Annotated in this window: 15 protein-coding genes; 8 read left to right on the forward strand and 7 right to left on the reverse strand. The window is 72.2% G+C overall.

Translation table 11 applies throughout. From position 1 onward, the window contains the following. Positions 1-65 precede the first annotated feature (65 nt). From ACIPK4_RS19685 to ACIPK4_RS19700, 4 genes are all read left to right on the forward strand, one after another. Positions 66-1,001 carry a hypothetical protein gene (locus ACIPK4_RS19685; RefSeq protein ID WP_402314193.1) on the forward strand — a complete coding sequence of 312 codons (936 nt, stop codon included), beginning with the start codon at positions 66-68 and terminating at the stop codon, positions 999-1,001. Beyond that, positions 998-2,086: an aldose epimerase family protein gene (locus ACIPK4_RS19690; protein ID WP_402314194.1), complete on the forward strand. Its 1,089-nt coding sequence runs from the start codon at positions 998-1,000 to the stop codon at positions 2,084-2,086. Before ACIPK4_RS19685 ends, ACIPK4_RS19690 begins: the two co-directional genes overlap by 4 nt. A gap of 277 nt (positions 2,087-2,363) precedes the next feature. Next, entirely contained in the window at positions 2,364-3,062 is a 699-nt protein-coding gene (locus tag ACIPK4_RS19695) for an acetylxylan esterase (RefSeq protein WP_402314196.1), read from the forward strand. A 115-nt stretch (positions 3,063-3,177) separates the two neighbouring features. Next, positions 3,178-4,578, forward strand: coding sequence for a GH1 family beta-glucosidase (locus ACIPK4_RS19700; RefSeq protein WP_402314198.1), 1,401 nt, complete (start codon positions 3,178-3,180; stop codon positions 4,576-4,578). A 214-nt stretch (positions 4,579-4,792) separates the two neighbouring features. Here ACIPK4_RS19700 and xylA read toward each other — a convergent pair whose 3' ends face one another. Then, entirely contained in the window at positions 4,793-5,965 is a 1,173-nt protein-coding gene (xylA, locus tag ACIPK4_RS19705) for a xylose isomerase (RefSeq protein ID WP_402314200.1), read from the reverse strand. A gap of 93 nt (positions 5,966-6,058) precedes the next feature. Between xylA and xylB the strand changes: the two genes are divergently transcribed. Both xylB and ACIPK4_RS19715 read left to right on the forward strand, forming a co-directional pair. After that, on the forward strand, positions 6,059-7,504 hold the full coding sequence (gene xylB, locus ACIPK4_RS19710; protein WP_402314202.1) for a xylulokinase: 1,446 nt from the start codon (positions 6,059-6,061) through the stop codon (positions 7,502-7,504). Continuing rightward, on the forward strand, positions 7,501-8,712 hold the full coding sequence (locus tag ACIPK4_RS19715; RefSeq protein ID WP_402314204.1) for an ROK family protein: 1,212 nt from the start codon (positions 7,501-7,503) through the stop codon (positions 8,710-8,712). The genes xylB and ACIPK4_RS19715 overlap by 4 nt, the downstream gene beginning before the upstream one ends. On the opposite strand, the gene ACIPK4_RS19720 is transcribed toward ACIPK4_RS19715, so the two are convergent. The 4 genes from ACIPK4_RS19720 to ACIPK4_RS19735 all read right to left on the reverse strand — a co-directional run bounded on the left by ACIPK4_RS19720 (position 8,678) and on the right by ACIPK4_RS19735 (position 13,694). Beyond that, positions 8,678-10,144 carry a GH1 family beta-glucosidase gene (locus ACIPK4_RS19720; RefSeq protein ID WP_402314206.1) on the reverse strand — a complete coding sequence of 489 codons (1,467 nt, stop codon included), beginning with the start codon at positions 10,142-10,144 and terminating at the stop codon, positions 8,678-8,680. The genes ACIPK4_RS19715 and ACIPK4_RS19720 overlap by 35 nt on opposite strands. A gap of 142 nt (positions 10,145-10,286) precedes the next feature. Beyond that, positions 10,287-11,183 carry a carbohydrate ABC transporter permease gene (locus ACIPK4_RS19725; protein ID WP_402314208.1) on the reverse strand — a complete coding sequence of 299 codons (897 nt, stop codon included), beginning with the start codon at positions 11,181-11,183 and terminating at the stop codon, positions 10,287-10,289. Positions 11,184-11,187: 4 nt separating this feature from the next. Further along, positions 11,188-12,222 carry a carbohydrate ABC transporter permease gene (locus ACIPK4_RS19730; protein WP_402314210.1) on the reverse strand — a complete coding sequence of 345 codons (1,035 nt, stop codon included), beginning with the start codon at positions 12,220-12,222 and terminating at the stop codon, positions 11,188-11,190. Positions 12,223-12,332: 110 nt separating this feature from the next. After that, entirely contained in the window at positions 12,333-13,694 is a 1,362-nt protein-coding gene (locus ACIPK4_RS19735) for an ABC transporter substrate-binding protein (protein WP_402314212.1), read from the reverse strand. Positions 13,695-14,129: 435 nt separating this feature from the next. Here ACIPK4_RS19735 and ACIPK4_RS19740 point away from each other — a divergent pair, with 435 nt between their 5' ends. Next, positions 14,130-15,194, forward strand: a complete 1,065-nt coding sequence (locus tag ACIPK4_RS19740) for a LacI family DNA-binding transcriptional regulator (RefSeq protein WP_402314214.1) — start codon at positions 14,130-14,132, stop codon at positions 15,192-15,194. A gap of 115 nt (positions 15,195-15,309) precedes the next feature. Here the strand turns inward: ACIPK4_RS19740 and ACIPK4_RS19745 are convergent, their stop codons facing one another. Next, positions 15,310-17,058, reverse strand: coding sequence for a glycoside hydrolase family 6 protein (locus ACIPK4_RS19745; protein ID WP_402314216.1), 1,749 nt, complete (start codon positions 17,056-17,058; stop codon positions 15,310-15,312). 692 nt (positions 17,059-17,750) lie between these two features. Here ACIPK4_RS19745 and ACIPK4_RS19750 point away from each other — a divergent pair. Next, a complete protein-coding gene (locus tag ACIPK4_RS19750) occupies positions 17,751-20,675 on the forward strand; it encodes a glycoside hydrolase family 48 protein (RefSeq protein WP_402314218.1) in 2,925 nt (974 codons plus the stop codon). A gap of 80 nt (positions 20,676-20,755) precedes the next feature. Here ACIPK4_RS19750 and araA read toward each other — a convergent pair whose 3' ends face one another. After that, entirely contained in the window at positions 20,756-22,267 is a 1,512-nt protein-coding gene (gene araA, locus ACIPK4_RS19755) for an L-arabinose isomerase (RefSeq protein ID WP_402314220.1), read from the reverse strand. Positions 22,268-22,334: the final 67 nt, after the last annotated feature.

Raw genomic sequence — 22,334 nt, forward strand, 5'->3', positions numbered from 1 at the left:
GCACGAGAGATACCCCTTCAACTCCGCTGGAAGCGATGCCGTTTTCCGGTGCGAAGGATGAGAAAGTGACCTTGACCCCTGCCGTCCGGGGCTCGGACAGGTACGTCGTCGGCGTCGACTTCGGCACCCTCTCCGATCGTGCCGTGGTGGTCCGCGTGCATGACGGACAAGAGCTCGCGACCGTCGTCCACGAGTACCCGCACGCCGTCGTCGAGCGCGAGTTACCCGGCACCGGGCACCCACCGCCGCCCGGCCGGGCCCTGCAGCACTCCGAGGGCCGGCGCGAGGTACCGTGCGCCGTCGCTCCCGTCGCTCCCGTCGCTCCCGTCGCTCCCGTCGCTCCCGTCGCTCCCGTCGCTCCCGTCGCGCTCGCCGTCTCCGGTGCCGATCCCGCCCATGTCATCGCCCTCGCCACCGACTTCACCGGCTGCACGGTCCTGCCGGTGCTCGCAGACGGCGCCGCGCTCGCCGGGACCGCCGAGCGGGCCGCTCACCCGCACGCCAGGCCGAAGCTCTGGAAGTACCACGCGGCCCGGGACCAGGCCGACCGCATCAACACCCCCGCCCCCGTTCCCGCCCGCGGAGAGAAGTGGTTCTCCCGCTACGCCGGCAGGACCTCGGAGGCGTACCTCGCCGCTCTGCGCCCTGGTCCGGCGGCTTCGCCCGCACCCGTCCGGAGCGCCCCCTCGTCCCGCTCGTGTCCCGGGTCGGCTCGCTCACCGCACTGGGAGAGGAGTGGACAGGGCTGCCCGCGGGCAGCGCGCCGGCCGCCGGCCATGTCGACGCGCACATGGCCGCGGCGGCCGCTCCGGCCCTTGAGAACGGCCAACTCCGCGCCCGCAGGGGTACGTCCACCTGCCACGTCGTCCCCGGCGCCGCCCCCGCGTCACTCCTTCCCAGCCGATGACGGCGCCCGTACGGCGGACGTCCCTCCCCTCCCCGCCGCGTTGAACGGAGTAGTCGCGTGTCGCGAGACGTACTCGTATCCCATGGTGAAGTGACGGTGGCCCAGGAGACCGCCGCAGAGCTTGCGGACGGGCGGCGCATCACCCGCTGGACCTTCGGCTCTCCGGAGGGCGTGACGGCGGAGGTGCTGAATCTGGGAGCCCGCTTGCACGCCCTGCACGCGCCGGACCGGGACGGGCGGTGTGCCAACGTCGTCCTGGGCTGCGAGAGCACAGCCGATCTGTTCGGGGGGGCCGCCTACTTCGGCGCGACGGTCGGCCGCTACGCCAATCGGATCGCGCGCGGAACGCTGCCCCTCAACGGCACGACGCACCGGCTGGCGACCCAGCAGGGCGGCCACACCCTGCACGGCGGACCGGACGGCTTCGCCACTCGCCTCTGGGACGGCGTGCCGGTCCGCGTGGGCAGGCGGGCCGGCGTCCGTTTCCGGATGGACAGCCCTGACGGCGACCAGGGCTTCCCGGGCACCCTCAAGGCCGAGGTCACCTACCTGCTCGGCCCCGACGGCGAACTCTGCCTCACCTACCGCGCGACCACGGATGCCCCGACGGTCGTCAACCTCACCAACCACATGTACGTCAACCTGGCCGGCGAGGGCTGCGGGACGGTGCTCGGCCACCTGCTGCGGGTCGAGGCCGCCCGTTACATCCCCGTGGACGCTGAACTGATACCGCTCGGTCCGGCAGAGTCCGTCACCGGCACGCCGTTCGACCTCCGCGAGGCGCGGACGATCGGGTCCCGCATCACCGAGGAACACCCGCAGATCCGCCGGGCCGGCGATGGCTTCGACCACAACTGGGTGCTCGACGGCACCGGGCTCAGGCGGGCCGCCGTCCTGAGCCACCCCGCCAGCGGACGCCGCGTCGAGTGCCTGACCACGGAGCCGGGGCTCCAGGTCTACACCGGGAACCACTTCGACGGCTCGCTGACCGGCCGCTCCGGTCGCCCGTACTTCGCGTACGCGGGCATCGCGCTGGAGACCCAGCACTTTCCGGACTCGCCCAACCGGCCCGAGTATCCCTCCACCCACCTGCGCCCGGGGGAGGAGTACCGCTCGATGACGGTGTATCGCTTCTCGGCCGACCAGGGAAGACGCCCCGCACCAGCGGCGACGCCGTGACCCACGCCGACCCGGCGCGGCCGGTCCCGCCGGTCCAGCCGTTCCGCCGGCCGGCGTTCATGACCTGCGGCTGACGCTGCACGGCGGCTTCCGCCTGGCCGCCTTCAGCTCCGCCGCGTCCGCGGGACCGACAGAGGCCCCGCACCCACGAGACCGGCGGCCCGTCCGGGGGGCGGGCCGCCACCCTCCCCCTATCTGTTGCCTGTGTCCGGGGGCAGGGCTCTCTGGGGCCGCCGAGCTCCGCCACCTCGTCACCGCTCCGACCGAAGGAAGCCCCATGCCGCTCACCGACCTCGAAGCGGAGGAACTCGGTGACCGCCGACCACACTTGTCCGAGCCGGCCGACTTCGACGCCTTCTGTCGGCGGACCCTTGCCGGCGCCCGGTCGCACGACGCGTCGATCACGGCGGAACGGGTCAGCGCCCAGCACCCGCTGAGCACCGTCGAAGCCGACGACGGGCGCTTGCCCACGCCCGACCCGTCGCCGGTGGCGGCCGGAATAGCCCTGGGCGGTGGGTCTGGCGGCCGGAGCCGGCCAGGGCGGTGGTCTGGCGCTCGCCGGCGTCCGTCTCGCCAGCGCCCGTCTCGCCGGGGACCGCGTGGCGGCGGCCATGCCGGACGGCCCGTGCCGGTGCCCCCTCCGCCACGCTGCCGCGATCTGCTGCGACGGCCTGTACCAGGAGATCGTCACGGGTCGCGCCGGCGCAGCCCCCACCGCGAGCAACCGGCGTTCGCCACCCTCGACCACTTCGACGGCGTCCACTTCGCCCGGCGAGCCCCCACGCCGACGCCGTTCGGCGTGGGCCTGACGGACCCGGCCTGGCCGCCCTCCACGGTCTGCGCCGCCTTCAACCAGTCCGCGGGCCGGGACCGCAGCACGACCGTGTGGCCGTTCGGCGACCACGGCGGCGACGGCTCCCCTCCACCCGTCCAACCGGCCCGGCTGCGCGGGCGCGGCCTGGCCCATGAGCTCTGACCACCCTGTACCACCGGACCGGGTGAACCGGAGGGTGCCCCGCGCGCCCGGCCGCTCCACTCCCGAGCCACGCCCCGAGACCGAGGAACCCGAAAGACCCCATGAGGTACCGCCCATGAGCGCCCCGGCCTTCCCGGAACTGCCCGCCGGGTTCCGTTTCGGTGTCGCGACCGCCGCCTATCAGGTCGAGGGCGCCCACGACGAGGACGGCCGCGGCCCGTCCATCTGGGACACCTTCAGCCACAGCTCCGGCCGTACCCTCGCCGGTGCCACCGGCGACACCGCCTGCGACCACTACCACCGCTACGGCGAGGACATCGCCCTGCTGCGCGGGCTCGGTGTCGACGGCTACCGCTTCTCGATCGCCTGGCCCCGTTTGCTGCCCGGGGGCACCGGACCGGTCAACCCCAAGGGCCTGGACTTCTACGACCGCCTGATCGACGGTCTGCTGGCCGTCGGAATCGCCCCCACCGTCACCCTCTACCACTGGGACCTGCCCCAAGCCCTGGAGGACCGCGGTGGCTGGCGCGTCAGGGAGACCGCCGAGGCGTTCGCCCAGTACGCGGCCCTCGCGGCCGAGCGCTACGGGGACCGCGTGGAGCGCTGGATCACCCTCAACGAGCCGTACTGCTCCGCCTTCCTGGGCTACGCCGAGGGGCGGCACGCACCCGGTGCCGAGGAGGGCCGGGGCGCGCTGGCGGCTGCACACCACCTGCTGGTCGCCCACGGCCTGGCGGTACGGGAGCTGCGCGCCGCGGGCGCCCAGGAGGTCGGGATCGCCCTCAGCCTCGACCGCATCCATCTCGCCTCTGCCCTTCCCGAGGACCGGGCGGCCCTGCGCCGCGCCAAGGTCCTCCACAACGAGGTCTGGACCGAGCCGCTCCTCGCGGGCCGCTACCCCGTGCACGAGGCCGAGACCTGGGCCGGCCTCGCCGACGGCCCCTGGCGACTGCCGGGCGACCTGGAGCTGATCGGCGCCCCGCCGGACTTCCTCGGCGTCAACTTCTACCGGCCGGTCACGTTCGCCGCCGCCCCCCACCGCGAGGCCGCCCCCGAAAGGCGGACCGCCGTGGACATCGGCGTCACCGAGCTGGACCGGTACCGGTCCCGGCGCACCACCATGGGATGGCCGGTCGTCCCGGACGCGCTCACGGAGTTGCTCCGCGAACTCCACGCCCGCTACCCGCGCCTTCCGCCGGTCTGGATCACCGGGAACGGCTCCGCGGAGGATGACACCGCCGGCCTCGACGGCCGGGTCCGTGACACCGCGCGGATCGACTACCTCGCGGACCACCTTGCCGCCGTCGCAGACGCCATCTCCGCAGGGGTGGACGTGCGCGGCTACTACGTCTGGTCGCTGCTGGACGACTTCGAGTGGACGCACGGCCACGGTCAGCGCTTCGGCCTGGTCCACGTCGACCACGACACCCTGACCCGGACGCCCAAGGACAGCTACCACTGGTACCGGGGCCTGATCACAGCGCACCGCGCGCAGGCGGAGGAGCCCGCACGGTGAGGTTCGGGGCTTCGAGGGCACCCCGCCTCCCACCGTCTTCACGTACCGGGTGCGGTGCGGTCACCTCTCCTCGCGCAGCCGCCCGCACGGCAGCAGGTCCTACCGCGTCCCGTGGACCACGGCGAGGAGGCACTCGACGGCACCCGCGCCTCACCTGCCCTGGTGCGGAGCCGGGTCGTGGAACGCCACGGCCCGGCTCAGCGGGCGCACCGGCTCAGCGGGCGCCGAGGAGGTGTTCGAGGGCCAGCTGGTCGAGTTGTTCGAAGGCCATGCCGCGGCGGGCTGCGGCATCGACGTCGAAGTCGTCGAAGGCGGACCGGTCGGCCAGGAGGCCGGCCAGGCCGTCCTCGGCGGTGGGGAGGGCGAGTTCGGGCAGTCGGGAGGCGGCGAGCGCGGCCTGGACCTCCGGATCGGACCGGAAGGCGCGGGAGCGCTCGGCCAGGAGCAGGTAGTTGCGCATGCAGGCGGCCGCCGAGGCCCACACCCCGGCGGAGTCCTCGGTGCGCGGCGGCTTGAAGTCGAAGTGCCGGGGGCCGTCGTAGCCGGCCGACTCCAGCAGGTCGACCAGCCAGAACGCCTGGCGCAGGTCACCCGCGCCGAAGCGCAGGTCCTGGTCGTACTTGATGCCGGACTGGCCGTTGAGGTCGATGTGGAACAGCTTCCCGTGCCACAGGGCCTGGGCGATGCCGTGCGGGAAGTTCAGCCCGGCCATCTGCTCGTGGCCGACCTCCGGGTTGAGGCCGACCCGCTCGGGCCGCTCCAACGCGTTGATGAAGGCCAGGGCGTGTCCGACGGTGGGCAGGAGGATGTCGCCGCGCGGCTCGTTCGGCTTGGGCTCGATCGCGAAGCGCAGGTCGTAGCCCTGGCTGTCGACGTACTCGCCCAGCAGGTCGAAGGCCTCCTTCAACCGGTCGAGGGCGGTGCGCACGTCCTTGGCCCCGCCCGACTCGGCGCCCTCGCGGCCGCCCCAGGCCACGTAGACCGAGGCGCCGAGTTCCACGGCCAGGTCGATGTTGCGGATCGTCTTGCGCAGCGCGTACCGGCGGACGTCCCGGTCGTTTGCGGTGAAGGCGCCGTCCTTGAAGACCGGGTGGGTGAAGAGGTTGGTGGTGGCCATCGGCACCTTCAGCCCGGCCGTGTCGAGTGCGGTGCGGAAGCGCTTGACCGCTTGCTCGCGTGCGGTGTCGCCGGCCGCGAAGGGGATCAGGTCGTCGTCGTGGAACGTGACGCCGTAGGCGCCGAGCCCGGCCAGCCGTTCCACGGTCTCGACCGGGTCGAGGGCGGGCCGGGTGGCGTCGCCGAAGGGGTCCCGGCCCTGCCAGCCGACGGTCCACAGGCCGAAGGTGAACCTGTGCGCGGGAGTGGGGACGAGCGGGTCGCTGGTCATGAGGCGCTCCGGATCCGGGCCGAGGGCTATTTGTAATGACGGAAAACAAATTAGTATGCGCAGACGCCAGAAGGAACCCCACCGGAGGAACGCATGGCTGCTCAGCGTGTCGTGATCGGCGTCGACAGCTCGACCCAGTCCACCAAGGCCCTCGCCGTCGACCTGGAGACCGGCGCCGTTCTGGGCGAGGGCCGGGCCGCGCACGCCGTCAGCGCGGGCGCCGGCCGCGAGAGCGACCCCGAAGAGTGGTGGCGGGCGCTCGGCGCGGCCATGGCGGGCACCGGCTGGGCGGACCGCGTCGCCGCATGCTCGATCGCCGGCCAGCAGCACGGCCTGGTCACCCTCGACCCGGCCGGCCGGCCGGTGCGCCCGGCACTGCTGTGGAACGACGTCCGCTCCGCCCCGCAGGCCGCCGGACTCGCGGCCGCATTCGGCCCCGCAGAGCTCGCCCGCCGCACCGGCAGCGTCCCCACGGCCGCCTTCACCTCCGCCAAATGGGCCTGGCTGCGAGCGAACGAGCCCGCCGCCGCCGACCGCGTCAGCGCGGTCCGGCTTCCCCACGACTTCCTGACGGAGCGGCTGACCGGCGAGGCGGTGACGGACCGCGGTGACGCCTCGGGAACCGGCTGGTGGGGTCCGGACGGCTACGACCAGGAGGTCCTCGCCCGGATCGGACTCGACTCCGAGCTGCTGCCGCAGGTTCTCCCGCCGGGCGCCCGGGCGGGCCTCGTCCGCGCCGGGATGCCCCTGCGCGAGGGCGCGCCGGTGGCCACCGGGACCGGGGACAACATGGCCGCCGCCCTCGGACTGGGCCTGACCCCCGGACGTCCGGTGCTGAGCCTCGGCACCTCCGGCACCGTCTACGCCGTCGGCCGGACGCGGCCCGCCGACCCCAGCGGAACCGTGGCCGGCTTCGCCGACGCCCTCGGCGGCTGGCTGCCGCTCGCCTGCACGCTCAATTGCGCCCTCGCCGTCGACCGCTTCGCCGCCCTCGTCGGCCGCGACCGCGAGGCTGTCGAAGGAGGCGGCACGGTGGTGGTGCTTCCCTACCTCGACGGCGAGCGCACCCCGGACCTCCCGGGCGCTTCCGGCCTGGTCCACGGTCTGCGCCACGACACCACCCCGGGGCAGCTGCTCCAGGCCGCCTACGACGGGGCCGCCCACGCCCTGCTCGTGGCCCTGGACGACGTACTGCGCGCCGGGGGCGAGAATCCCGCCGCCGACGAACCCCTCCTGCTGATCGGCGGCGGAGCCGCGGGCAGGGCCTGGCAGCACACGGTCCTGCGGCTGTCCGGGCGGGCCGTCCAGGTCCCCGAGGCGCGGGAGCTCGTCGCGCTCGGGGCCGCCGCCCAGGCCGCGGCACTGCTCACCGGGGAGCCAGCCGACGCCGTCGCCCGGCGCTGGCGGACCGCCGAGGGCCCGGTACTGGAGCCCGTACCCCGTGACGACGACACGCTCGAACGGATCACCAGTACGCTGCGGCGGGCGCGGGCCCTGCAGGAGGCGCCGCCGGAAGGACGAGGGGGGCCGGGTCGATGACCGGGATCGGCAGGGCGGGCGGGGCCGTGGAGATCACGCCCGCCTCGCAACAGGGGATGCGCCGGAAGAACCTCGCGGCGGTGACCGGCGCGGTCGCCGCGCACGGCCCGCTCTCCCGGGCGGACATCGCCGGACACACGGGCCTGACCAGGCCGGCCGTCTCCTCGCTGGTCGACGAGCTCATCGGCCGCGGCGCGCTGACCGAGACGGAGACGGCGCCCAGCGGACGCGTCGGCCGCCCCGGGCGGGCGCTGGCCCTGAACGACCGGGGCCCCGCCGGCCTCGGCCTGGAGATCGGCGTCACCCACCTCGCCGCGTGCGTCGTGGACCTGCGCGGTGAACCCCGGGTGTGGCGCCGGGTGGAGCGGTCCAACGCGGGCCGGCCGGCCGGGCGGGTACTGGCGGAGGCGGCCGCACTGGGCGCCGACGCGGAGTCCGAGGCCGCCGCACTCGGCCTCCGGGTGGAGGGCCGCGTCCTGGCCGTGCCGGGGGTGGTGGCGAACGCCCCCGGCGGACTGGTCGCGAACGCCCCCAACCTCGGCTGGCAGGCCGTCCGGCCCGCCGACCACTGGCCCGACCCCGCCGCCGTGCCCGAGCCGGAGAACGAGGCCAACCTCGGGGCGCTCGCCGAGCAGCGGCAGCAGGGACACCCCGCCGAGACCTTCGTCCACGTCTCCGCCGAGGCCGGAATCGGCGCCGCACTGGTCATCGGCGGGCAGCTGTTCCGGGGCGCCCGCGGTTTCGCGGGCGAACTCGGCCACCTGCCCGTCCACCCGGAGGGCGCACCGTGTCCCTGCGGGGCACGCGGCTGCCTGGAGCAGTACGCGGGTGAAGCGGCCGTACTGCGCGAGGCCGGGCTCGGCGGCGCCGGCGACCCGGTGGCCCTGCTGGCCGAGCGGGCGGGCGCGGGGGACGCGGCGACCCTGCGCGCCCTGGACCGGGCCGGTCGGGCCCTGGGCCTCGCCTTCGCCTCGGCGGTGAACCTCATCGACCCGGACGGCCTCGTCCTGGGCGGCGCCTACGCCGAACTCGCCGACTGGCTCCTCCCGCCGATACGCGCCGAACTCGCCGCCCGGGTCACCGTCCGGCCCTGGAGACCGGAGGCGGTGCGGCGCTCCGCCCTGGGGCGCCGCGGACCGGTCCTGGGTGCGGCATGGTCGACCGTCCAGCAGATCATCGCCGACCCCACCCGCCTGCCCCTCCGTTAGGCGGCGCGTGCAGCTCTCCCGTCCGGGCCACGCGGGAGTACCAGCGCGCGCTCGATTTGGGTGTGCGCTCCAGGGTGTCGTAGTCGACGTGGACGGCGCCGAACCGTTTGGCGTAGCCGTACGCCCATTCGAAGTTGTCGAGCAGCGACCACAGGAAGTAGCCGCGCACGTCCGCCCCGTCCGTGATCGCCCGGTGCACGGCGTCGAGGTGCGCGTGGATGTAGGCGGCGCGCTGCGGGTCGTGGACCGTGCCGTCCGGCCCGATCACGTCCTCGTACGCGGCGCCGTTCTCGCTGATGACGAGCGGCAGGCCCGGATACCGGGCGGTGGTGCGGGTGAGCAGGTCGTAGAGCGCGCTCGGGTCGACCGGCCAGCCCATCGCGGTGCGCTCGCCCGGGGCGCGGTGGAAGGCGACCTGGTCCGCGCCCGGCCAGGGGGAGTGCTCGCTGGCGCCGTGGCCGTCGTCCTGCGGCCGCGCCGCGCCCTTGGCCACGTGCGAAACCACCGTCGACGTGTAGTAGTTGACGGCCAGCAGGTCCAGCCGCTGGTGGATCGCTGCGGGGTCGCCGTCCCTGACGAAGGCCCAGTCGGTCAGGTGCGCGGTGTCGGCGAGGAGGTCCTCCGGGTAGCCGCCCTCCAGCATCGGGCCCAACCAGATCCGGTTGCCCACGGCGTCGATACGGCGCGCCGCTTCCCGGTCCTCGGCCGAAGGACTCAGCGGGCGGACCTCGTGGAGGTTGAGGGACACCGCGAGCTGGGCATCTGCGGGCAGGGCGGACCGCAGCGCCCGGACGGCGAGGCCGTGGCCGAGGTTGAGGTGGTGGGCGGCACGGAGGGCGGCGACCGGATTGGTGCGGCCCGGAGCGTGTACGCCGGAGGCGTAGCCGAGGAACGCGCTGCACCAGGGCTCGTTGAGCGTGATCCAGCGCTTGACCCGGTCTCCCAGGGCGTCGGCGACGAGGGTCGCGTACTCGGCGAACCGCTCGGCGGTCGAGCGTTCCGGCCAGCCCCCCACGTCCTCCAGGTCCTGGGGCAGGTCCCAGTGGTACAGGGTGAGGGCGGGGTCGATGCCGGCAGCGAGCAGTTCGTCGACGAGCCGTCGGTAGAAGTCCAGGCCCTTCTGGACGGCGGGTCCCCGGCCGGTCGGCTGCACGCGTGACCAGGAGACGGAGAACCGGTAGGCGTTCAGGCCGAGTTCGGCCATGAGCCGGACATCCTCGGGATACCGGTGGTAGTGGTCCACCGCCACGTCCCCGGTATGGCCCTCGAAGACCTTGCCGGGCGTGTGCGAGAAGGTGTCCCAGATGGACGGGGTCCGGCCGCCCTCGCGGGCGGCGCCCTCGATCTGGTACGCGGCCGTCGCCGTGCCCCACAGGAAATCGGGCGGGAAGGTGCGGGTGGCCGTGAGCGGCCGGGTCTCGGACGCGGTCATAGGAGAGCGCTCCCAACGCAGGTCTGGATGGAGGGGTGCCGGATGAAGTCGTGCCGGATGAGGCCCGCACCGGAAGGACGCGACGCCGGAAGGTGGGCGCGAACGGACCGGCCGGGTCGGCGGTTCGTCGACGAACGACGCGTCAGTTCTTGACGGCGCCGGCGGTGATGCCGCCCACGACGTGCTTGCCTAGTACGGCGAAGACCAGGAGCAGCGGCAGTGTGGATATGAGCGCGCCGGTCAGTACGACGGCCTGGTCGACGGTGTGATCGCCCGCCCCGAGGCCGGCCAGGGCGACCTGGAGAGTGGGGTTGCCGTCGGGGGTCAGTGCGATGAAGGGCCAGAAGAAGTCGTTCCACGCCTGGACGAAGACGAGCATGCCGAGGACCGCCATCGCGGGCCGTGCCACGGGGAACACCACGTGCCAGATGATGCGCAGGCTGTGGGCCCCGTCCATCCTGGCCGCCTCCACGAGTTCCGCGGGGAGTGCCTCGAGAAGGTACTGGCGCATGAAGAACACCCCGAAGGCGGCGACCAGCGAGGGCAGGACGACCGACTGGAGCTGGTCGACCCAGCCGAGGTCGGTGATGAGCTGGTACAGCGGGATCACACTGAGCTGGGGCGGGATCGTCATGGTGGCCACCACGAGCGCCAGCAGGGCGCCGCGGCCCCTGAAGGGCAGCTTGGCGAAGGCGAAGCCGGCCAGCGTGGAGAACAGGACGGTGGACAGGGACACGAGTCCGGCCACGATCGTCGTGTTGAGCAGCGCCTCGCCCATGTCGACCTGGTTCCAGGCGAAGGAGAGGTTGTCGAGGAGCCGGGGTCCGGGCAGGAGCGGGGCCGGGGCCTCGACCACGCGCTCGCCCGAATGGGAGGCGGCGACGAGGTTCCAGTACAGCGGGAAGAGGGAGATGAGGGCGGCCAGGCCGAGCAGGACGTAGGTCAGCGGTCCCGCGTGGTGCTGACGGCCGGCTGACGGGCGAAGACGCCTGGCGCGCGGCGCCACGGAGGGTGGCGTCATGTCGAGTGTGCGGGCCATGAGGTCAGCTCCCCGCCTTCGTGCGTCGGTTGCGGCTGCGGTGTGAGCGGGAGACCAGGGCCTGGATCCCGCCGATGATCAGCAGGAGCAGGAGCATGACCCAGGCGATGGCGGAGGCCTGGCCCAGCGCGCCGGTGACCCAGCCCTTCTCGTACATGAGCAGGCTCAGGGTCTGGAACTGGTTCCCGCTGCCGCCGCTGATGCCGACGCTGCCCCCGAAGAGCATCGGCTCGCCGAAGAGCTGGGTGGCGCCGATGGTGGAGACGACGACGGTGAAGAGGATCGTCGGCCGGATGGAGGGGATGGTGACGCTGAGGAACTGCCGCAGTCGCGAGGCCCCGTCCAGCGCAGCGGCCTCGTAGAGGTCCTGCGGCACGGCCTGCATCGCCGCCAGGTAGATGAGCGCGTTGTAGCCCGTCCAGCGCCACGTCACGATCACCGAGATCGCTATCTGCGCCGGCCACTTGGAGGACTCCCAGGCGACCGGGTCGAAGCCCAGCCAGCCGAGGACCGTGTTGATCAGTCCGTAGTCGGTGTTGAAGAGCTGGGCGAAGACGAGCGTCGCGGCCGCGATGGAAGTGGCGTACGGGGCGAGGATCGCTACGCGGAAGAAGCCCCGGCCGCGGAGCCTGTAGTTGAGCAGATGAGCCAGGCAGAGCGCCATCAGCAGCTGGGGGACGGTGGAGATCACACCGATGGTGAAGGTGTTGGCGAGAGCGTTCCAGAAGAACTCGCTGGTCGCCAGCGCGCTGTAGTTCCCCAGCCCCCTCCACTGTGCGTCACCCCCGAGTTCGACCCGGTGGAGCGAGAGCCAGCCCGTGTAGACCAGGGGAAAGAGGCCGAAGGCCGCGAAGGTGAGGAAGAAGGGAGCGATGAAGACGTACGGGACCGCCTTCAGGTCGAGGCGGTAGAGCGTGCTGCGCCAACCGCTCCGGCCGGAGGGCCGCTGCCTGGGGGAGCGGGGGCCGGCGCCGGAGCCCGGGGCTTGTGCGGCGGGCGGCGCGGAGCCGTCGCCCGTCGCCCGTACGGAGGTGGCCACGGGGGCTTCCTTCCAGGTCGATGCGTGCAGTGTTGCGGTGGTGCGGACGATCGACGGCCCGCGTCACCCGCGGGAGGCAGCGGGTGACGGCGGGCCGTCACGCTCCTCCGTTACCGGTCGATCTTGTCGGCGACCAGCTTCTTGACGTTCTCCCAGGCCTTCGCCGGGTCGGTGCCGCGCTGCTCGATGTCGAGGATGCCGTTGTCCGTGAGGAAGGTCTTCACCTGGCCGTCCCAGCGGCTGATCGGGGCGGGTGTGATGCCGGCCGCGGCCTGCGAGTAGATCCTGCCGACCGGTGTGTCGCCGAAGTACGGCAGCTTGGCGTCCTGAACCACCGGAGAGGCGAGCGTGTCCTTGGAGGAGGGGATGTTGCCGTTCACCGCGAAGACCTTGGCGTGCTGGGCGGGGGCGGTGAGCCACGCGGCGAGCTCGGCCGCCTCCTTGACGTGCTTGCCCGACTTCGGCACGGCGAGGAAGGAGCCGCCCCAGTTCCCGGCGACGGGCGGCGCGGCGATGTCCCACTTCCCCCGGTTCTCCGGGCCCGCCTGGTCCTTGATGATGCCCGTCATCCAGCTGGGACAGGCGACGGTGGCGAACTTCGAGTTCTTGAAGGCCGCGTTCCAGGTGCCCTTCTCGTCGAACTGCCGCAGCTTGGCGGTCAGTTCGCCCGTCGCGGCCGTGACGGCGGTGTCCCAGGCCTTCTTCACGCCCGGGCTGTTCTCGTAGTCCAGCTCGCCCTTGGCGTTGGCGTACTGAACGGCCTCGCTGGAGATCACGGCGTTGAACAGGCCGCTGGCGGAGTCGTGGAAGGCGGTCCCGGCCGGGGCGTTCTTCTTGTACGTCTCACCGACCGCTATGAACTTCGACCAGTCGCCCGCCCAGAGCGCGGAGACCTCGGCGCGCTCGGTCGGCAGCTTGGCCTGGGCGAAGAGGTCCTTGTTGTAGCAGATGGCCATCGGGCCGATGTCCGTGCCGAGGCCGATGACCCTGCCGTCGGCCGTGGTGGCCTGCTTGACCTTCCAGCCGAGGAACGCACCGAGGTCCGCGCCGCCCGTCTTGCCCAGGTCCGCCCACTTGCCGGCCAGCGCGGGGCCGGTCGCCTCGGCGATGTACCCCACCTCAAGGGCCTGGATGTCCGCGAGACCGCTGTCGCGGGAGAGGCGCAGCTTGAGCGTGTCCCAGTACTTCTGGCCGTCCGCGACGTTCGACTCCTCGATCTTGATGTTCGGGTGGGTCTTCGTGTACTCGGCGTAGAGCTTGGCCCCGGTCGCGTCGTCGTAACCGAAGGAGCCGAAGGTACCGATCCGCAGCGTGATCTGCTCGCCGGCGGCCGCGCCGTCGCCCTTGCCGTCGTCGCTGTCACCGCCGCATCCGGTGAGCAGGGCCGCGCCGGTCGACACGACGGCGACCGTGGCGACCAGGTTGATCACGGTGCGGCGTCCGCGTCCGCGTCTGCTGCTGGAAGTACGCATTGCACTCTCCTCGTCCAAGGTGCCGCTCGTTGTGCGCCATGGGGGACCGGCGGGCTGCTCGCGGCTCGGCCAGGGGCCCGCCTGGACCTGATGTGAACGCCGTTGCCGCACCCACGGATGGGAGCGCTCCCACGTCGTTGCCGGAAGGTTGCTGCCTGGCGGGTGCGGGTGTCAAGGGATGGAACACGAATTCACGACGCCGGGCTCCGGCGCCCGCCTGCCCCCTGCCTGCCCCCCGACGCCCGCCTGCCCCCTCTCTCGGGTGCAGCCCCTCGGGCGGGGGCGTGGGCGTGGCGCGTTCAAAGAATCGAGCGTACTGTGGGAGCGCTCCCACCGGCTCGGGCGTAACGTGTGACCGCGGTGGGGTCCATCATCGTGCCAGATCCACCGGATCCACAGGATCAGCCGGCCGGGCCGGCGCGGAGTGCGAGTGCGATGCACGAGGGGAGTTCGAGGGTCGTGAGCGGACGGCAGAACGGCAGACCCACCCTGGAGGAGGTCGCGGCCCTGGCCGGCGTCGGCCGGGGCACGGTGTCGCGGGTGATCAACGGCTCGCCGAGGGTGAGCGAGCAGGCCAGGGACGCGGTGGCCCGCGCCGTCGCCGAGCTGGGATACGTGCCCAACCAGGCGGCCAGGGCCCTGGCCGGCAGCCGGACCGACGCGGTGGCCCTCGTGATCCCGGAGACCGAGGCCAGGGTGTTCTCGGAGCCGTACTTCCTCGATCTGATCCGCGGGGTCAGCGCCGAACTCGCCGAGGCGGACAAACAACTGCTGCTCACCCTGGTCCGCACCGAGGCCGAGCGGCAGCGCTTCGAGCACTATCTGGCCGCCCAGCGGGTCGACGGCGTACTGCTGGCATCCGTCCACGGGGACGACCCGCTGCCCGACCGGATCGCGGATCTCGGGCTTCCCGTCGTCATGAACGGCCGCCGCTCCGAGCCCGAACCCGTCGCGTACGTGGACTCCGACAACATCGGTGCCGGCCGGGCGGCCGTGGCCCACCTCGCGGGGCGGGGCCGGAGCCGGATCGCCACCATCACCGGGCCGCTGGACATGTACGTGGCCCGCGCGCGTCTGGGCGGCTACCGCGCGGGTCTCGCCGAGGCCGGCATCGCGCCCGACGAGTCGCTGGTTGCGACCGCGGACTTCACCGAGGAGGGCGGCCGGCGGGCGATGCGCGAGCTCCTGGAGCGCGCACCCGGCCTGGACGCGGTCTTCGCGGCCTCCGACGTGATGGCGGCGGGGGCGCGCGGGGTGCTGCGGGAGGCCGGGCGGCGGATCCCCGAGGACGTCGCCCTCGTGGGGGTGGACGACTCCGCGGTGGCCCGTCTGATGGACCCGCCCCTGACGAGCGTGCGCCAGCCGATCGAGGAGATGGGCCGCACGATGACCCGGCTGCTGCTCCAGAAGGTCGCGGAGGATCCCGGAGCCGGTCCTGCGGCGGGTGGGGAGCAGCGGCGGGTCCTTCCCACGGAGCTGATCGTGCGGGATTCCTCCTGAGTGGTGAGAGGCCGGGGCCGATCCTGGGGCTGCCGAGGCCTGAGTGCGGTACGGACCGCAGCCGTACGGAATCAAGGCGGTTCCGTACGGCTCCGGGCCCTTCATCGGCGGTGTGTCACAGTGCCGGGTAGGCGTTCTTCATGAGCTCCTGGAACTGGGCGGAGAACCACTGTCCGGCGAGCGGCGCGTCCGGGAGCGCGCCCGACATGCTGTTGCCGTTGCGTACGTTGCCCGTGTAGGTGGGGTCGCACATCCGGTCGAAGCCCTTGCCCTCGTTGTTCGGGATCTCCTTGCTGGCGCCGTCCGACTCGCCCGGGGGCTTCATCCACACGTAGGCGTCGATGCCCGCGGCGGGGGCGGCCTGGGGCCGTTCGCCGAGCCCGGCGCCCGACTGGTTGCACCAGTTGCCGAGGTGGATGCGCCGGTCGTAGCGGCCGCCGTTGACGTACGTGTCCACACTGGTCAGCGCACCGGGACCGGTGGGCCGGGCGGCGCCGCCCCAGCCGTTGCGGGAGGTGTCGATCAGCATGCCGATGTTCGCGTCGAAGCCCAGCGACACCAGCTTGGTCCGCATGGCCTGGGCGTACGACAGCTCGTCCGTGTAGCGGTTCCAGTCGACCCACTTCGACTGGCGCACCGAGGCGCCGTTCACGGAGTCCTCGATCGTGAAGTGGTCCTCCTTGAGGGCGCTGTAGTTGGCCGTGTTCACGATGAAGCCGTGCACGTTGGAGAGCGTGGAGCCCTCGGCCGTGGCCGCCTGCCTGAACATCTCCGCGGAGGCGCCGAAGTTGTCGTCCCAGCCGAGCCAGCCGTGGTGACCGGCGTCCACGTAGTTGTAGACGTTGGGGATCGCGCCCAATTTCTTGAGGGCGTAGCCGACGCCCTTGATGTAGTTGCCGTTGGTCTTCATGACGTCGCAGTTCGGGGTGGCCGTCGAGCGTCCGGCGACGTTGGTGACCAGGTTCGGCAGCGAGTCGATCTCGACGGCCGTGACGATCCGCAGCCCCGCGTACTTGGGGTCGGCGAGGATCGCGGCGATCGGGTCGATGAACTGCGTCTTGTACTTGTCGATCTCGGTCGGGCCCAGTTCGCCGTTGGAGGCGAGCGCGGAGCAGTCCCGGCCCGGCAGGTCGTAGATCACCAGCTGGACGACGAGTTCGCCGCTGCCCTTCTGCGCCAGGGCGGCGTTCAGGTGGTCGCGCAGCCCCATCGTGGTGCTGGTGCCGTTGACCAGGGCGATGCGGTCGAGCCAGATGCCGGTGGGCTGGTTGGACACCCTGCCGCCGCCGGGTTCGGCGGCGGCATGGGCGGACCACTCGGGGTTCACGTACGTCCTGGCGCCGGCGTAGGGGTTGTCGACCTTGCCGCCGGGTGACGGAGGGGTGGTCGGCGGCGTCGTGGGCGGCGTTGTCGGGGGAGTGGTCGGGGGCTGGGTCGGGTCGGTGGCGCCGTTGCATAAGACGCCGTTGAGCTTGAACGCCACGGGGACGGCGTTCGTGCCGGCGTGCGAACCGTTGAAGCCGAAGGAGGTCGAACCGCCCGTGGCCAGCGACCCGTTGTAGGACATGCTCTTCGCGGTCACCGCGGCCCCGGACTGGGTGATGGTGGCGTTCCAGCCCTGGGTGACCTGCTGGCCGTTCGCGTAGGACCATTCCAGGGTCCAGGAGGCGACCGGGTCACCGGTGTTGGTGACGACCACGTTCGCGCCGAACCCGTTGTTCCACTGGTTGGTGATCTGGTATTCGACCTTGCAGCCCGCGGTTGCGGCGCCGGCGGAGGTGCCGAACACGGTGGCGGTGGCGCCGGCGGCCGTGACGAGACTCAGGGCTGCCAATAACGCGGTGCGGGAAGTGCTGCGGCTCATGTCGGGGATGCCTCTCAGTCGAGGGTGCGCAGGCGGTTGCGCAACCCGGTGCCGAATGCGGTGAGTGCCGAATGCGGTGAGTGCCGTGGTGCGGAGGGGTGCCGTCGTACGGAGCGGGTGCGGCGGTACGGATGCGGCCGTCGGGCCCGGGCCGCGGCGCGGTCGAAGAGTGAGTGTCAGCAGGTGTGCTCGCCGCTCTGGCCCGCGGCCGGGGATCCGGTCCGCGACCGCGCGAGGGCGGGGGACCGGTGAGCCACTGGCCCGGGTCGTCGCAGGCGGTGCCGGGAGCGGTGGGAGGCCGGGTCCCCGCCGTCCGTACGGTCTCCACCGGGTGCTGCAGGGCGGCGACCTCGTGGCGGATTCCGGCCGGGACCGCCTCGCGCAAGGGCGGCGCTGCTCCGCCGAGCAGGGCCGACGGACGCGGGGCGGCATGAGCGAATCCTGCAGGGGTTGCGCCCGACGGCGCGCCCAACGATGGAACCGCTCCCACTGGTTGGGGCCCGACCGTAGCGTCAACTGGCGCCAAGGAAAAGAGGGGTTGCGCACATTTCTCGCAGATTGCTTTCGACTCTCCATGCGTCTTGACGCCGTCACGCCGCCTCTGCACAGTGGGAGCGCTCCCACTAGTCGGAGCTCGTGCGCAGTCGTTCTTCCGTCCCCGTCTCCCCCGAGTCGCGAGGAGAACCATCCGCATGTCGGCACACCCCCCACCCAGGCCGCACGTCCGACGCAGGCTGCTGACCGCCTCGGCCGTGGCCGTCTCGCTGTCCCTCCCCCTCGGTCTCACGGCCGTCGGTGCCCCCACCGCCGCGGCCGCGGCCGTGCAGTGCAGCGTCGACTACAAGACCAACGACTGGGGCTCGGGCTTCACCGCCGAGCTGACCCTCACCAACCGGTCCGCGACCGCACTCGACGGCTGGACCCTGACCTACGACCACTCCGGCAACCAGCAGCTGACCAACGGCTGGAACGGCACCTGGACCCAGTCCGGCAAGAGCGTCCGCGTCGCGGCGCCGGACTGGAACAAGACCGTCGAGGCCGGCGCGGCCGTCACCACCGGCGCCCAGTTCTCCTACAGCGGGACCAACGCCGCCCCCACCTCCTTCGCCGTCAACGGCACCCCGTGCACCGGAGCTCACCGGCCCCCGGTCGCCGTCCTGACCAGCCCCACCGCAGGCGCCGTCTACACGGCGGGGACCCCCGTCCCGCTCGCCGCCACCGCCGCCGCGGCCGACGGCGCCACCGTCGCCAAGGTCGAGTTCTACAGCGACACCACGCTCCTGGGCACGGACACCACGGCGCCCTTCACCCTGGATGCCACCGGCCTCGCCGCCGGACCCCACTCCCTCTACGCCAAGGCCTACGACAGCCTCGCCGCCTCCGCCGAGTCGGCCCCCGTCGGCATCACGGTCGCCGCCGGCCCCGCGCTCGTCGCCAGCCCCGCACAGCTCACCGTACGCCGGGGGGAGACCGGTACCTTCGACCTGAAGCTGTCCAGGCAGCCGACCGCAAACGTCATGGTGGGCGTGGCCCGCACCTCGGGCAACACCGACCTCGCCGCGACGCCGGCCTCGCTCACCTTCACCCCGGCGAACTGGAACACCGCCCAGAAGGTCACGGTCACCGCCGGGACCAACGGCACCGGCTCCGCCGTCTTCACCGCGACCGCCCCGGGTCACGCGGAGGCCGCGGTGACGGTCGCCGAGCTGGCCGCCGACTCGACGTACGACGCCCGGTTCCTCGACCTCCACGGGAAGATCACCAACCCGGCGAACGGCTACTTCTCGCCCGAGGGCATCCCGTACCACTCCGTCGAGACGCTGATCGTGGAGGCCCCGGACCATGGGCACGAGACGACCTCGGAGGCGTACAGCTACCTGATCTGGCTGCAGGCCATGTACGGCAAGATCACCGGGGACTGGACCAAGTTCAACGGCGCGTGGGAGACCATGGAGAAGTTCATGATCCCCACCCATGCCGACCAGCCGACGACCGGCTCGTACAACGCCTCCAAGCCCGCCACCTACGCCCCCGAGCACGACCTTCCCTCCCAGTACCCGGCCAAGCTCGACGGGGGAGTCGCCGCCGGTGCGGACCCGATCGCCGGCGAGCTGAAAAGTGCGTACGGCACGGACGACATCTACGGCATGCACTGGCTCCAGGACGTCGACAACGTCTACGGCTACGGCAACGGGCCAGGAAAGTGTTCCGCCGGACCGACCGCGACCGGACCCTCGTACATCAACACCTTCCAGCGCGGGCCCCAGGAATCGGTCTGGGAGACCGTTCCACACCCCACCTGCGACAACTTCACCTTCGGCGGCAAGAACGGCTACCTCGACCTCTTCACCGGGGACACCTCCTACGCCAAGCAGTGGAAGTTCACCGACGCCCCGGATGCCGACGCGCGTGCCGTCCAGGCCGCCTACTGGGCCGACGTCTGGGCCAAGGAGCAGGGCAGGGGAACCCAGGTCGCCGCGACCGTCTCCAAGGCGGCCAAGATGGGCGACTACCTCCGGTACTCCATGTTCGACAAGTACTTCAAGAGGGCCGGAAACTGCGTCGGGCCCACGGTCTGTCCCGCCGGCACCGGCAAGGACAGCGCGCACTACCTGATGTCCTGGTACTACGCCTGGGGCGGCGCCACCGACACCACGGCCGGCTGGTCCTGGCGGATCGGCTCCAGCCACGCGCACAGCGGCTACCAGAACCCCCTCGCCGCCTACGCGCTCAGCCAGTACGCCCCGCTGAAGCCCAAGTCGGCGACCGGCGCCACGGACTGGGCGACCAGCCTCGACCGGCAGCTGGAGTTCTACCGGTGGCTCCAGTCCGACGAGGGCGCCATCGCGGGCGGCGCCACCAACAGCTGGCAGGGGCGCTACGCACAGCCCCCGGCCGGCACCCCCACCTTCCACGGCCTCTTCTACGACGAGAAGCCGGTCTACCACGACCCGCCGTCCAACCAGTGGTTCGGCTTCCAGGCCTGGTCCATGGAGCGGGTCGCCGAGCTCTACCGGCAGACGGGTGACGCCGGCGCCAAGACGCTGCTCGACAAGTGGGTCGGCTGGGCCCTGTCGAAGACCACGATCAACCCCGACGGCACCTACCGCATCCCCTCCACCCTCACGTGGTCCGGCGCCCCCGACACCTGGAACGCGTCGGCTCCCGGCGCCAACTCGGGCCTGCACGTCACCGTCGCCGACTACACCGACGACGTGGGCGTGGCCGCCGCATACGCCAAGGCCCTGACCTACTACGCCGCGAAGTCCGGGAACGCCGAGGCCAAGCGGGTCGCCAAGGCCCTCCTCGACGGCATGTGGGCCCACCACCAGGACCCGCTGGGCGTCAGCGTCCAGGAGACGCGGACCGACTACAACCGATTCGACGACCCGGTGTACGTGCCCGGCGCGTGGACCGGCAGGATGCCGAACGGCGACACGGTGAACTCCTCGTCCACCTTCGCCTCGATCCGTACCTTCTACAAGGACGACCCGGCCTGGCCGAAGGTCGAGGCCTACCTCGCGGGCGGTGCCGCGCCCGTCTTCACGTACCACCGGTTCTGGGCCCAGGCCGACGTCGCCCTGGCCATGGGCTCGTACGCGGAGCTGCTGGAGTAACGGCCCGCCCCGCCCGGAGAACGGCTCCGGGTACGACGAGGCCGGGCGGTCCGCGAGGACCTGCCCGGCCTCCGGGTGGTTCACAGTCCCAGTGCCAGCCGGTAGTACGCCTGGTTCCAGCGGAGATCGCGCCGGAACTGCTTCGGGGTGGTGGTCTCGTCGATGAGGGCGAGTTCCATGCGGAGCGTTTCCGCCAGGTCGTCGAGGTGCTCGGAGGTGAGGGCGGTACTGAGGACGGTGTGGTGCGGTCCTCCGGCCGTCAGCCAGGATTCGCTGGAGGTCCGCAGATCGGGGCGGGGCCGCCAGACCGCGCGGGCGACGGGCAGGGCGGGCAGCGGGTGCGGGGGTGCCACCACGTCGATGTCGTTGGCGATCAGGCGGAAGCGGTCGCCGAGGTCGGCGAGCCCGACCACCACGGCCGGGCCGGGGGCCGCGTCGAACACCAGGCGCACCGGGTCCTCGCGCCCGCCGATGCCGAGGGGGTGGATCTCGCAGCTGGGCCTGGCGGCCGCGAGGGTGGGGCAGACTTCCAGCATGTGCGCGCCGAGGATGAGCTGGTTGCCCGCCGTCAGGTCGTAGGTGTAGTCCTCCATGAAGGAGGTGCCGCCCGGCAGGCCGGTGGCGGCCACCTTGAGGGCGCGCAGCAGGACGGCGGTCTTCCAGTCGCCCTCTCCTCCGAAGCCGTGCCCCTGGGCCATGAGCCGCTGGACCGCGAGGCCGGGCAGCTGGCGCAGTCCGCCCAGGTCCTCGAAGTTGGTGGTGAAGGCCCCGAATCCGCCCGTTTCGAGGAAGGTGCGCAGGCCGGCTTCGATGCGGGCGGCGTAACGCAGTGATTCGTGCCGTGCGCCTCCGGGCCGCAGTTCCGGCGCCAGCTGGTACAAGTCCCCGTACTCCTCGACGAGGGACGTCACCTCGGTCTCGTCCGCGCCGTCGACGACCTCCACCAGGTCGTTGACGCCGTAGGTGTTGACGGAGACGCCGAAGCGCAGCTGGGCCTCGACCTTGTCGCCCTCGGTGACGGCCACGTCGCGCATGTTGTCACCGAAGCGGGCGACCTTGAGGGTGGCCAGTTCGGAGCGTGCGGCGGCGGCCCGCGCCCAGACCTCGATGCGTGCGGTCGTCACCGGGTCGCTGACGTGGCCGGCCACGGTCTTGCGGGGGACACCGAGACGGGCCTGGACGTGCCCGAACTCGCGGTCCCCGTGAGCGGCTTGGTTGAGGTTCATGAAGTCCATGTCGATGGTGTCCCAGGGCAGGGCCACGTTCGACTGGGTGTGGAGGTGCAGCAAGGGCTTGCGCAGCGCGTCCAGTCCGGCGATCCACATCTTGGCCGGCGAGAAGGTGTGCATCCAGGCGATGAGCCCGATGCACCGGTCGTCGGCGTTGGCGTCGAGGCATGTCCGGCGGATGGCGTCGGCGTCGGTCAGTACCGGTTTCCAAGCCACGCGAGTGGGGATGCCGCAGGAGTCGGCCAGCGCGGTGGCGATCTGCCGTGACTGCTCGGCGACCTGCTTCAGCGTCTCCTCCCCGTACAGGCCCTGGCTGCCGGTGAGGAACCAGATCTCCTGGGCGGTGGATGTGTGGCTGGGCACATGAACTCCTGAAGGTGACGTCCCCCAACGGTGGTGAGGGCGGCGGGCTGGTGGGGAGACGGGGACG

The organism is Streptomyces sp. NPDC086989, from assembly GCF_044745505.1.
Taxonomy (GTDB): domain Bacteria; phylum Actinomycetota; class Actinomycetes; order Streptomycetales; family Streptomycetaceae; genus Streptomyces.